This is a genomic window from Lysinibacillus sp. NPDC093190 (assembly GCF_050280425.1).
GTDB lineage: Bacteria > Bacillota > Bacilli > Bacillales_A > Planococcaceae > Lysinibacillus.
Map to the genome: position 1 here is coordinate 89,320 of NZ_JBNNVG010000006.1, position 12,665 is coordinate 101,984.

A 12,665-nucleotide genomic window follows, 5' to 3' on the forward strand; every position below is an offset into this window, starting at 1 on the left:
TAAGTTTATTTATTCGTAAACATAGATGCCATTTGTTTATTCGAAAACAAAAAGAAGAATCCATTTTGACAATAATCAATCAAAATAGATTCCTCTAGGTAAAGCATCTTAAAAGAAACGAAGGACATATCAATTTTTTATACAAAATCTTTTAGCACTAGAGAATTTCTAGCAATAAATACTGATTACACTAGAATTAATCATTTTTAGGGATAAACCAATAGTTATCTTTGTTATTGTCATCCATGTACTTTTTAAACTCTTGAGAATTATAGGCGTCTTTTACTGCTTTTGCCCAATCGGTATCTTTATTTTTTTCAGTTATTACTGCTACTAATTCGTAATTTTTCACAACATCTTCTTGCAATATTGCATTTTTCGCATCAATCCCTGAAGAATATACGATACTTCCTGGGATTACACCATAATCCAAGTCTTCTAATGTACGTGGGATTTGAGCCGATTCCATTTCTTTAATTTCCAACTCATATTTATTTTCAACGATATCTTGTGCTGTTGCTTGAATTGGATCTATACCCTCTTTAATTTTTATCCAACCTGCTTTTTGTAAAATTGCATATGCACGAGCTGCATTTGATGGATCTTGTGGAATACCAATTACGTTGCCTTTTTTAACGTCATCTAATGATTTCTTTTTACCAGGGAACAAAGCTGCTGGTACTGTTGGAACAGCTGTTAAAGAAACAAGGGATGAGCCACTTTCCTTATTGAAATTGTTCATATAAGCTGTATGTTGGTCCACGTTTAAATCTATGCCACCATCTGCTAATGCAACATCCGCTTGTCGCAAATCTGTAAATTCTGTGTCTTCTACTTTATATCCTTTATCTTCTAAAATTGGCTTTACAGCTTTTAAAAATAATTCACTATAAGGCCCAGGTGATGTGCCGACTTTAATTGTTTTCTTATTATCTGATGAGCTTGAATCTGAATTTCCGCAAGCTACTAAAAAAATGGCAAGCGATAATAGAAAAAATGCTGAAATATACTTTTTCATAAACGTAAGACCCCTTTTTTATTGATGTCTAATTTTTTTTGCTAAATAACTGCCGAGTGATTGGATAAGTTGCACAATAATAATTAAAATAACGACAGTTAAAATAATGACAAATGTATTAAAACGTTGATAACCGTATGATATGGCTAAATTCCCTATACCACCGCCCCCAACTGTACCAGCCATCGCGGTTGCGCCAATCAATCCAATTGTTGCGGTTGTTAGCGTTAATATAATAGAAGCAAGTGCTTCAGGGATTAAAAAATGTCGTACAATTTGTAAAGGCTTTGCACCTAATGATTTTGCTAATTCGATAATTCCAGGATTAACTTCTAATAGAGATGTTTCCACTAATCGTGCAATAAATGGCGCAATATAAATAATTAGCGGAACAATCGCTGCCTCTGTACCATATGTTTTTCCAACAATTAAGCGTGTGAACGGAACGATCGCTACGAGCAAAATAATAAACGGTAATGAACGAATAATATTAATAATTGAATTTAAGATGAAATAAACAATTTTATTTTCTTTAATACCATTCGGCCTTGTAAGTACTAGAAATAGTGCAAGTGGTAGCCCTAATAACGTTCCAATTAATAATGATACAGAAACCATATAAACGGTTTCGATCACGGCCTGCCAAATAATATCCGGGGAAATCCGATTCATATTTTCACATCCTCTACGATGACATTAAACTCTTTAATAAATGCTTTAATTTCTTGAATGATTGGCTCATTTGCAGAAAAAGCGATAGTAAAGATGCCTAAAGTAGTTCCCTCTAGTTCTGTAACATTGGCTAAGACAATATTGCTTTCTACAAGATTGAAACGTTTATTTAGTTGATATAATAACGAACTAGCCGTATTTTCTCCTAAAAACTTTAGCCGTAATAACGTATACGTTTGTTGATTTTTTTGATAAAAATCCAATAGGTCTTTTGGAATTTTGTTCGGAATAACCGTTTCTACAAAATCTTTAGTAGTCTGTTGGTTCGGCTGACCGAACACTTGAATTACATTTCCTGTCTCAACTAATTGACCATTTTCCATCACAGCTACTTTATTACAAAGGTCACGAATAACTTCCATCTCGTGTGTAATTAATAGAATAGTTATATTAAACTGTTCATTGACTCGTTTTAACAATGCTAAAATCGATTTCGTCGTTTTAGGATCAAGTGCAGAGGTTGCTTCATCGCATAATAAAATTTCAGGATTTGTGACAAGTGCACGCGCAATTCCAACGCGTTGTTTCTGACCTCCAGAAAGTTGGCTCGGATAATTTTTTTCTTTATCTTCTAACCCTACAAATGAAAGCATCTCCTTCACTTTTCTATCGATGTCTTCTTTACTTTCATTCCGTAGTTTTAATGGCAAAGCGACATTATCAAAAACATTTTTTGACTCTAGTAAATTAAAATGTTGGAAAATCATACTAATTTTCTTCTTATTTAGTATTTTCTCATTCGGACTTAATTTTTGAATATCCTTGCCGTCTACGATGATTTGTCCAGAGGTCGGATTTTCTAAACCATTTACCATCCGAATTAATGTACTTTTACCCGCTCCACTATAGCCAATAATCCCGAATATATCGCCTTTCTGAACTTCTAGAGAAACTTCATTTAAAGCGACTATTTTCTTTTTCTTTTGATAAAATTCTTTTACGATATGTTTAAAGACAATCAAGGTGTCATTCCTCCAGATAAATTTGCCACTAAGTTAATCACATAGTTCTCAGAAATTAATCGATCAAGAAATGATTGGCGATTTTTAAGAATATTTCCCCTGTATTTAGTAGTGCTCTTTCATCAAAATCAAATTTTGGATGATGGTGCGGATATTGTGTATTTGGATCTTCATTACGAGCGCCTACATAAAAGAAATTACCGGGTTTTTCTTGTAAATAGTAAGCAAAATCTTCCGCTCCTAACACCGCCTCTTTCTGAATAAAAGCACTCTCTCCAAATTGCTCTTTAATGAATTGTTCCACAAGTGCAGCTTCTTCTACTGGATTAACAAGTACTGGATAACCATGTAGGTAATCTAATTCAAACTCTATATAATTAGTAATCTTTAGCCCTTCTAAAATTGCTAGAATTTCCTTTTCAATTTGCGCACGAACGTCTTTATTTAATGCACGAACAGTTCCTTCTAAAACAGCAGAGTCTGCAATTACATTAAAGGCATTTCCAGCATGTATACTTCCAACCGTTACAACTGCCGCTTCTGTTGGATTAATACGACGACTAACAATTTGTTGTAGGTGTTGGGTGTTGAACAAGATGAGTTGCCGCAATAATTGAATCCTTCGTTTCATGTGGTCGAGCTCCGTGCCCGCCTTTACCGAAAATCTTAATCGTAAAAGCATCAACTGAGGCCATTATTGCCCCTGAAGCAGTTGACTGCTTGCCAATGGGAATGTCTGTCGCTACATGTGCACCGAAAACATAATCCACTTCATCTAAAACCCCATCTTCAATCATAAATTTCGCCCCACCTGGTGGTTTTTCTTCTGCTGGTTGGAAAATAAATTTAGCTGTTCCATGAATACGGTCCTTATGTTTTTGAAGAACCTTTGCGACTGCTAGTAAGGCAGCTGTATGTCCATCATGTCCACAGGCATGCATAACGCCAGGCACTGTAGATTTATATGTAACTTCTTTTTGATCCTCGATCGGTAAGGCATCAAAATCTGCTCGAAATGCAATCGTTTTTCCCGGTTCTCTACCTTGAATAAATCCGACTACACCTTTATCACCAACGTTTTCCTGAACAGAGATTCCATAACTGTTTAATGTATCCGCTATAAAGCGAGATGTTTTTTCTTCTTGAAAAGAAAGCTCTGGGTTTTGATGTAAATAGCGACGATTTTCTACAATCTCTTCAAATAAGCCGCTCAACTCTTTTGTCAGTGTTTCAATTGTCATTCCTTAACCCTCCTCCTATTAGTTAATCATTCAATATATTCGAACAATTAATACGATTTTAAACATATAAAACCGATAAGTCAACTATGTTTTTATTTTATATTCATTCATTAAATGAAACAGCCACCTAGCCCAGATTAAATATCGATACCAGATGGCAGTCTTTCTATTCTACAGTGATAAAGTGATTATTAGTCTTTACCTATCGAGCTTTTATAAGCAGTTTTATTTCGACTTGCATCTTATTGCACTCAACTTCGTACGCAGTTTGTTCGATTTGAGGGGGTTACCAGATTTATTAAATAATTTAATCCAATTGATCATTTAGGAATACAAAAAGCCAAGAAACACTGTTAAATTAACGTTTCTTGGCTTTTTCTATGATTCCGAGCAAACAAAGCCTACTTTAATCAAGAAAACCCACATTTTTTAAGGGAACTTTTATCAGAGCCTATTAATTAAAAATATTTTTGGTTTATAATGAATTACAATACATAGATATAATTTCTTAATTAAAAGTACATAAAGGTTCCGTTGTAGTAACTATAAATTAATATTGAGAGGTAATCATTTTGCAAGAAATTGAACGCAAGTTTTTAATCGATGAACTTCCAAAGGGAATGATTCCGTTTGAAACAAAGACAGTTTATCAAAATTACCTAACAGTGCACGGGATGGAAGAAGTAAGAATTCGAAAACAGGTCGAAGGGGGTATCGAGAAATTTGATATGTCCTACAAAAGCGGAAGCGGTATGATTCGAAATGAAATCAAATTCAATATCAGCAAAGAAGCTTTCGGTGATTTAGACAAACTAGCATTAAAGCCTGGTGTAGAAAAGCACCGAAGATTCTTCGATTACAAAGGACACGATTTAATGATCGATATCTTCGTAAACCCAGAGTTAGTTGTAGCCGAAATAGAATTCGAAAGCGAGCAACAAGCAAAAGAATTCACACCTCCATCGTGGTTCGGAGAAGAAGTTACACACTCAAAAGAATATAAAACCAAAAATATCTGGAGAGACCTTATTCAATAAGGTTTTTTTCAGTTACTTTTTCATACAGATTCAGAGCATTTAGGGCGAATCATACATTCACTCCGCCTTGTTAATAGATGGTTTTGCTTCGTTAAATCCGTATATCAACCTTTTATCATTAAATAACAATGATTGGCTTTTTTGGTTAATTGATTTTTTGTACTTCCACTTGATCTAAAATGTGTATCTTTTAGTCGCTATTATACCCTTAACGAGCCAAGGAAACTCCTTGCAGCATAGTAGGATTCTGCTCCATTGTGGTACATAACTCAACCTCTTTCTCTTGCCCTCTGTGTATCTCTTATATTCTTTTGAACTGTTATAGCTGCAAATAAACTAAGAACAAATGCCATACTAAAAAATCCTTTTTCGCTTAAAACAATACTACCTGCATTGTATAAACCGATGGCCATTAATGCAATAGATACAATAAGTGCGAACCAACTAATACCATAATAAATATTAGTAACTGGTATTCCCTCATCTTTATCTCTAACTGCTTTTTGTAAAGATATCGCCGAATAAAGTCCGAATACTAAAACCGCAAAGTAAAATCCCTTTTCGTTCAATTGCATAGTTGCGTTAAACAAACCTATAAGATAAGACGCAACACCTACTAATAGCGCTGCCCACGAAGCCCCTTTGAAGGCTGAAGTCGGTTCTCCTTCTTTCCTATCTACTTTCCTTTCTTCCTTCACATTTAAATCATTTCGTTTTTCTTTATCTAATAAAACTTCATTATCATTGGACATTCAATTTTTCGCCTCCATCTTTTAATCTAATAAAAATGGAGCACCAGAGACACTGTAGTGCACCTTCTTTGCAAAACTAACCTGCCAATAAGTTGAACAAGAAAAAACGACCTTCGTTATTAAAATATATGCTCATTAGCATGAAGAACATAACTTCACAACCATTAGGTTTCCGCGATCAATTATGCCTCGTCCGGAATCGGCTTTGTCTTAGTCCTGCATGAGATATGAGTGTAAAGCTTAAATAAGAATTGGATTCAGAATAGGAGCCAAAGATTTTTTTACAATTAACACATCATTGTTCTGTCCAATTTCATTAAGATAAAAGTCTTCAATGGAAAGGTCAGAATAACAGGATTGAATGTTTTCAATAAAGTTATTATTCATTTAGAAATACCCCCTTTGGTCTCTTTCTATTGTTTTGATTTGTTTTGATTCCCAAACTTTTGCTGAACTATCCTGCGCAGTTTTAGTTTAACTACATTTCTTCACAAAATTTAAATCCATTTTAACATAAATATCCAACAAAAAAATCACCTCCAACACGAGGTGATTTTTTTCAATCTTTTTTACTAAGTTTCATTCAGCCCTAGTCGAAAGCAATATGTTGCAAATTCCCTACAACCATTAATAATTTCAATTTTAAGAAGCATCCTCAAACTGACTATTATAAAGATCCGCATAGAATCCTTTTTCTGCAATTAGCTCTTCATGATTTCCACTTTCAATAATATCTCCGTCTTTCATAACTAAAATCAAATCGGCGTTTTTGATTGTTGAAAGTCTATGCGCAATGACAAATGATGTTCTGCCCACCATCAATTTATCCATTGCTTTTTGAATAAGTGCTTCAGTACGCGTATCAATGGAACTAGTAGCTTCATCTAAGATAAGCAATGGTGCTTTTTTAACCATTGCCCTTGCAATTGTAATAAGCTGTTTCTGTCCTACAGATAAACTTGTATTATCATTTAAAACTGTATCATAACCTTTTGGCAACGTTCGAATAAAGTGGTGTAAACCTACCGCCTTACAAGCGGCAACTACTTCTTCATCGGTTACATGTTCTTTGTTATAAATGATATTTTCCTTAATGGTACCTTCGAAAAGCCAAGTATCTTGCAGCACCATGCAAAATAAGTCGTGAACATTTTTCCGAGTAATTGAATTAGTCGATACATCCTCAATCATGATTTCCCCACTGTCTACTTCATAGAAACGCATAAGAAGATTAACAAGCGTTGTTTTACCAGCCCCAGTAGGTCCGACGATGGCCACCTTTTGACCGGCTTCTATATGAGCAGAAAAATCTTTAATAATAAGTTTCTCTTTCGTATATCCGAACTTAACGTTTTTAAATTCTACATTACCTTTTACATCTTTAGCATCTAAAGTGACTTTCTTATCACTTTCATCTTTAAGCTCCTCTTCTTGTAAGAACTCAAATACACGTTCGCTTGCTGCGGCAGTTGACTGCAAACTTGTAGCGGCCTGTGCTAATTGAGACAACGGCTGCGTAAATAAGCGGATATACACCATAAATGAAACAATAACACCAAATGTTATAGAACCTTTCACTACTAATGCAGCACCTACTACACACACAACAACATAACCTAAATTTCCAATAAAGATCATGAGTGGCATCATCATCCCTGACATAAACTGTGCTCGCCAAGCGCTATTAAAAAGACTTTCATTGATTTCGTTAAATTCTTGCGTGGCCGCTTTTTCACCATTATAAACCTTCATGACATTATGCCCTGAATAGATTTCTTCAATATGGCCATTTATTCTACCAAGGTCCTGCTGCTGACGAACGAAGTACTTTCGAGATTTGGATATAATAAAGGTCATGAATACAAATCCAATGAAAGTTGCAGCAATGGCAGAAAGTGCCATCGTAACATTAATATAGAACATCATAATCAAAGATCCAAAGAACATAACTCCCGCTGTCACTAACGAACCAATACTTTGGTTTAGAGACTGTCCAATCATATCCACATCATTCGTGACACGACTTAACACATCTCCGTAGGTTGTAGAGTCAAAGTATTTTAATGGTAATCTATCAATTTTGTTCGAAATATCTGAACGTAACCTTTTGGAAACTCGCTGCGTAATAGTAGCCATAATAAACGCCTGAATATAATTGAATACAAAGCTCAATCCATACAAAATAGCAAGTAACAGACCAATTTTACCTATTGCCGTAATATCAATCTCACCAGTCATGCCATCCATTATCAAATCGGTGATCTCACTCAGCTTATTGGGTCCAATGATCGTGAAAATTGTTCCTGCAACTGCCAATACAATGGCAAAGATGATCGCTGGTAAATAAGGTTTACAATAGGCAATCAACTTGCCCATAGGCTTTTTAAAATTCTTTGGCTTTTCTCCAGGAGCAATCATATGACCTGGACCACCAGGACCTCTTCGGGGCTTATTTGTTTGTGTTTTACTCATTTTCCAACTCCTCCTTCGATAGCTGCGAATAGGCGATTTCCTGATAAGTGTTACAAGTTTTCAATAATTCACTATGTTTCCCCATACCAACGATTTTACCTTCATCAAGAACAATAATTTTATCAGCATCTTTAATCGTTCCAATTCGCTGCGCCACAATCAAAGAGGTTGCACCTTTCGTCTCTTTTTTCAATGTAGAACGAAGTTGACGGTCTGTTTTATAATCTAGGGCAGAGAACGAGTCATCAAAAATAAAGATTTCTGGATTTCTATTCACAGCTCTTGCAATAGAAAGACGTTGTTTTTGTCCCCCTGAAAGATTTGTACCACCTTGGGCAATAGTCGCATCATATTCGCCATCCATTTTCTCCACAAACTCTTGCCCTTGGGCAATTTCCACAGCTTTTTTGATCTCCTCATCTGTGGATGAAGTCTGGCCGTTATCACCGTAGGCAACATTAGATTTTACCGTACCTGAAAATAATACGGCTTTTTGAGAAACGTAGCCAAGCTTATTATAAAGAGCTTCTTGTGCATATTCTTTCACATTAATGCCGTCGACTAATACCTCTCCCTCAGTAGCATCGTAAAATCTTGGGATTAAATTAATTAGCGTACTCTTACCACTACCCGTAGAACCGATAAATGCAACAGTTTCGCCTTTATGTGCTGTAAAGCTAATATCCTTTAAAACATAGTCTTCTGCATCAGGATATTTAAAACTAACATTACGCAGTTCGATTTCACCTTCGATTCCCTTAGGCGACGATTTTATTTCTCCATCAATAATTGTCTGAGGTGTATTTAGTACTTCATTAATACGTGCTGCAGATACTGCTGCCCTCGGTAGCAAAATGAATGTCATTGATAATAACATAAATGCCATAACTACCTGCATTGCATAAGATGAAAATACGACCATATCACTAAACTTACCAATTCTATCCATACCCGCTGCATTATTAATTAAATGCGCTCCAATCCAATAGATTGAAAGAGTTAAACCCGACATAATTAGACCCATCCCCGGCTGCATAAGGGCCATAAGGCGGTTCACAAAAAGATTTGTATCAGTTAAATTGTTATTTACTTTTTCAAACTTTTCTTCCTGATACCCTTGTGCGTTATATGCATGAACAACACGAATACCAGTTAACCCTTCTCTTGTTACTCGGTTAAGATTATCTGTCAATTTTTGAACGACTTTAAATTTCGGTAGCACAAAGATGATTAGGTTACCTATCAAAATAAGTAAAACAATGACAGCTACTCCTGTTGCCGCTGACCACTCCCAACTTTTCCCCATGATCTTCAAAATAGCCCATGTTGCAAGGATAGGAGCCTTGATCATAACTTGAAGACCCATTGCAACAGTTTGCTGTATTTGCGTTATATCATTAGTAGAACGAGTAATTAGGCTTGCGATTGAAAAACCATTAATCTCCTCCATAGAGAAAGATAGAGTTTTTTTAAATACTCCTTTTCGCAATTCCTTTGAAAGAGATGTTGCTACCCTTGCTGCAAAATAACCCACAATGATTGCCAAAATCATACTGCCAAGGGCACATAAAAGCATCTTCCCTCCAGCTGTCCATATCTCACTCGTTTTACTGCCCTCAGTTTGTACAAGGGTCGTAATTTTAGCCATATAATCCGGCAACTTCAAATCTAGCCAAACTTGCCCTACAATGAACACAATACTGGCTACGATTAGCGTCCATTCTTTTGGTTTTAAGTATTTAAATATTTTCAACATCTTTGCAGTCCTCCTCAATATAGTTAGCATGCTAACTATATAGTTATAAAACTTCAAAATAGCATCTTCTTCAAGATACTATATTTTCTTTCATAGCATCCATTACTTCAAAAAAAACGTCAAGTTTCTCTTCCGGGATACCTGATAGTAATTTTTGTTCAAGGATTGTTCTACGAGTCATAATACCGTCATGTATTTTCAGCGCATCTTCTGTTAAGACAATTTTTTTAAGTCTTGAATCGTAGGGAACAGATTGTCTTGTAATCAAACCATTACTTTCCATAGCCTTTAGTATTCTAGATGCTGTTGATTTACGAATAGAAAAGTCTCTTTCAAAATCCTTTTGAAACACATCTTTATCTTGGTTTTTGCAAAGATAACTAATCGTCCAACCATGCATGGCAGTAAGGTTATCTTTTTCCATTAGTGAATGATCCAATTGTCTTCTCATTAAAAGCGATAATGTACGCAACTCTAATCCAACTGATCTCTTTTTGCTCAATTTTCTACCCCAATCTGTTAGCGTGCTAACTACTTTAGTATTTATAAACTAGATTATAGTGTTCCTAGTGGAGCATGTCGTATTTAACTCAATACATAATTTTATTCGTAAAGATGGTTATGCCCTTAGGTGAAAGATGGATCGTGTTCAGATTTATCTTCGTATTCATTTTGCCATAGTGTCTGCAAAAAATTCAACAAAAAAGCAAAACCACTTACAAGTAATAAAAAAAGTGGTTTTGCTTTCAACATAAAAAACTGCACTCGATTCATGTTGCTTTGAAATAAAGTATGCTTAAAAATGTCAAAATAACAATGTACATTTTTGCTTTTCTAAGCCCGAGTACGTTTTTAAAACCGACATACTTTTGAAGACAAAATTCCGACCTACATTAAACTGGTACTCCTTCTAACCCGGTAAAATCGGTTCCAAATTCCCCCTCCTTTGAATTGCCTAAAAAATTAGCTATTAAAATTTAAATAGCCTCTATATTTTCGATGCTGTTTTTTTAAAAGCATATAGGGGTTAGAATTTTAATATTTTTTTACTGCAAGAAAAGTCCAATTGCACATTGCAAAAGTAATAAGCTAATATAATATTTATTACTCCAAACACGGGATCTTTAATGTTCTAAATCTACAAAAGTGTCAGAAAGATTCCCCAAATTTGATTTACTGTCATCTTTCCTTATACGGATTTACTGCTTTTATAAAATTTTTCTTTAAGGGAGTTGATCTTCATCTCCATATTTGCTGTTCGCCAATTTATCGCTAATGGATTCCTATTTGGCTAATGAACATTCCTTTTTCGTTGCTTAAAAGTTTTTGATACAATTAGCTTCAGATATTGCTAGCATCCTTTCACATTCCTTCACTGATGAGACGCGGCACCTTTACGGTAGAGTGACTTTGGGGGGACAGGCAAGTTTTTTACGGCATAAAAAAAAGTGCTAGCCTCTGTACAAATACATCGCACAATGTCTGCACTTTTTTGCGATAAACACCCGAGATGGCAATATGACTCAATAATTGATTTTATAATAATAATATCTATTTAATAAATATGGTTATGTAAATTATTTACGTTGTATAAGAACCATTAATTTTTACATAATCATATGACAAATCGCAACCCCAAACAGTAGCTTCTTGATTTCCTAATCCAAGTGATACCTTTATTTTTATGTCAGAATTCTCAAGGTAATTTTGGATCAAAGTTAAGTTGTCAGAATCTATTGGTTTCCCCTTATAAATTAGTGTTTCACCAAAATAAATAGAGATGTTTTCAGGATTAAGATCTAATTCATCTTCGCATTTTCCAATTGCCATTGCTATGCGTCCCCAGTTTGGGTCTCTCCCAAAAATCGCTGTTTTTACAAGTGGAGAATTTACAATACTTTTGGCAATTTTTTTAGCTTGTGAAAAGCTTGATGACTCATTTACAGTAACCTCAACCAACTTTGTAGCTCCTTCACCATCACGTGCAATTTCCTTTGCCAAATCAATGCTCATTTTAATTAGAGCTTCTTTAAATTGAATTATGTCAACTTTCCCCGCTAATCCATTTGCTATAATTGCTACTGTGTCACTTGTACTAGTATCAGTATCAATACTTACCATGTTAAATGATTTGTTAATTGCTTCTTTAAAAATTACTTGTAAAATATCTGAGGGGATTTCTGCATCTCAAAAGGGTTAACTGGATGGCCGAATTTTGTAGAATGTGAATGCTCCTTTCCTTACATTTTATCAAAGCCAATTGAGGAATCTGTTACCTCCATTGTGAAAAATGCGATTAATGCTATTGAATTTTCACATGGTCCTTGCCATACAGAGGTTCGCTTAACTAAAGAAGGTCCTAAAATTGTGGAAATCAATCCACGGTTAGGTGGTAGATTCATCTCGAAAATGATTGAGGATTCTATAGGTATTAACCCTATAAAAGAGGTTATAAAATTAGCTATGGGTGAGCAATTAGAGTTATCTCGAAAACCTAGTACTGGTTCAGCATGGTGTGCTATTACTTCACCTAAAACAGGAATTTTAAAAAATATTTTAGGTACAGAAAAAGTACTTAGTTCTCTAGGTGTTGAAGTATTAACAATAAATGCAAAGGTTGGTAATAGAATTAAAAAACCTACAAATAACGGAGATGCAATTGGATATATATACAATTGGGAAAAACTCAGTTGAT

The 12,665-nt window shown here is 34.9% G+C and carries 12 protein-coding genes and 1 pseudogene; 2 read left to right on the forward strand and 11 right to left on the reverse strand.

The genetic code is table 11. The annotated features are described in order from the left end of the window. Positions 1-196: 196 nt before the first annotated feature. The 4 genes and pseudogenes from ACQKOF_RS07130 to ACQKOF_RS07145 all read right to left on the reverse strand — a co-directional run bounded on the left by ACQKOF_RS07130 (position 197) and on the right by ACQKOF_RS07145 (position 3,953). Complete coding sequence (locus ACQKOF_RS07130) at positions 197-1,018, reverse strand: MetQ/NlpA family ABC transporter substrate-binding protein (RefSeq protein WP_427554948.1); 822 nt, start codon at positions 1,016-1,018, stop codon at positions 197-199. A gap of 18 nt (positions 1,019-1,036) precedes the next feature. Next, entirely contained in the window at positions 1,037-1,690 is a 654-nt protein-coding gene (locus ACQKOF_RS07135) for a methionine ABC transporter permease (protein WP_427554950.1), read from the reverse strand. Further along, positions 1,687-2,712, reverse strand: coding sequence for a methionine ABC transporter ATP-binding protein (locus tag ACQKOF_RS07140; protein WP_427554952.1), 1,026 nt, complete (start codon positions 2,710-2,712; stop codon positions 1,687-1,689). Before ACQKOF_RS07140 ends, ACQKOF_RS07135 begins: the two co-directional genes overlap by 4 nt. Positions 2,713-2,767: 55 nt before the next feature. Further along, a pseudogene (locus ACQKOF_RS07145) lies at positions 2,768-3,953 on the reverse strand (M20 metallopeptidase family protein). A 572-nt stretch (positions 3,954-4,525) separates the two neighbouring features. Between ACQKOF_RS07145 and ACQKOF_RS07150 the strand changes: the two are divergent. Next, positions 4,526-4,990: a hypothetical protein gene (locus ACQKOF_RS07150; RefSeq protein WP_427554954.1), complete on the forward strand. Its 465-nt coding sequence runs from the start codon at positions 4,526-4,528 to the stop codon at positions 4,988-4,990. 200 nt (positions 4,991-5,190) lie between these two features. Here the strand turns inward: ACQKOF_RS07150 and ACQKOF_RS07155 are convergent, their stop codons facing one another. The 7 genes from ACQKOF_RS07155 to ACQKOF_RS07185 form a co-directional block, all read right to left on the reverse strand. Continuing rightward, complete coding sequence (locus ACQKOF_RS07155; RefSeq protein ID WP_427470346.1) at positions 5,191-5,256, reverse strand: DUF4256 domain-containing protein; 66 nt, start codon at positions 5,254-5,256, stop codon at positions 5,191-5,193. Between the two features lie 3 nt (positions 5,257-5,259). Continuing rightward, complete coding sequence (gene yiaA, locus ACQKOF_RS07160) at positions 5,260-5,742, reverse strand: inner membrane protein YiaA (protein WP_427554956.1); 483 nt, start codon at positions 5,740-5,742, stop codon at positions 5,260-5,262. Between the two features lie 240 nt (positions 5,743-5,982). Next, on the reverse strand, positions 5,983-6,129 hold the full coding sequence (locus ACQKOF_RS07165) for a hypothetical protein (protein ID WP_427554958.1): 147 nt from the start codon (positions 6,127-6,129) through the stop codon (positions 5,983-5,985). 255 nt (positions 6,130-6,384) lie between these two features. Beyond that, positions 6,385-8,214 carry an ABC transporter ATP-binding protein gene (locus tag ACQKOF_RS07170; RefSeq protein WP_427554960.1) on the reverse strand — a complete coding sequence of 610 codons (1,830 nt, stop codon included), beginning with the start codon at positions 8,212-8,214 and terminating at the stop codon, positions 6,385-6,387. Beyond that, positions 8,207-9,970, reverse strand: a complete 1,764-nt coding sequence (locus ACQKOF_RS07175) for an ABC transporter ATP-binding protein (RefSeq protein WP_427554962.1) — start codon at positions 9,968-9,970, stop codon at positions 8,207-8,209. The genes ACQKOF_RS07170 and ACQKOF_RS07175 overlap by 8 nt, the downstream gene beginning before the upstream one ends. Positions 9,971-10,040: 70 nt before the next feature. Next, the gene (locus ACQKOF_RS07180) at positions 10,041-10,472 is read right to left on the reverse strand and encodes a MarR family winged helix-turn-helix transcriptional regulator (RefSeq protein WP_427554964.1); all 432 of its coding nucleotides are present in this window, start codon (positions 10,470-10,472) and stop codon (positions 10,041-10,043) included. Between the two features lie 1,079 nt (positions 10,473-11,551). Then, positions 11,552-12,148: a bifunctional ornithine acetyltransferase/N-acetylglutamate synthase gene (locus ACQKOF_RS07185; RefSeq protein WP_427555116.1), complete on the reverse strand. Its 597-nt coding sequence runs from the start codon at positions 12,146-12,148 to the stop codon at positions 11,552-11,554. A gap of 105 nt (positions 12,149-12,253) precedes the next feature. Here ACQKOF_RS07185 and ACQKOF_RS07190 point away from each other — a divergent pair, with 105 nt between their 5' ends. Beyond that, entirely contained in the window at positions 12,254-12,664 is a 411-nt protein-coding gene (locus tag ACQKOF_RS07190) for a hypothetical protein (protein ID WP_427554966.1), read from the forward strand. Position 12,665 lies beyond the last annotated feature (1 nt).

What these genes read in the sequence shown, in the direction of transcription:
- ACQKOF_RS07130 (WP_427554948.1), bottom strand. Translation starts at nt 1,018, where the DNA reads ATGAAAAAGTATATTTCAGCATTTTTTCTATTATCGCTTGCCATTTTT.
- ACQKOF_RS07135 (WP_427554950.1), bottom strand. Translation starts at nt 1,690, where the DNA reads ATGAATCGGATTTCCCCGGATATTATTTGGCAGGCCGTGATCGAAACC.
- yiaA (WP_427554956.1), bottom strand. Translation starts at nt 5,742, where the DNA reads ATGTCCAATGATAATGAAGTTTTATTAGATAAAGAAAAACGAAATGAT.
- ACQKOF_RS07165 (WP_427554958.1), bottom strand. Translation starts at nt 6,129, where the DNA reads ATGAATAATAACTTTATTGAAAACATTCAATCCTGTTATTCTGACCTT.
- ACQKOF_RS07170 (WP_427554960.1), bottom strand. Translation starts at nt 8,214, where the DNA reads ATGAGTAAAACACAAACAAATAAGCCCCGAAGAGGTCCTGGTGGTCCA.
- ACQKOF_RS07175 (WP_427554962.1), bottom strand. Translation starts at nt 9,970, where the DNA reads ATGTTGAAAATATTTAAATACTTAAAACCAAAAGAATGGACGCTAATC.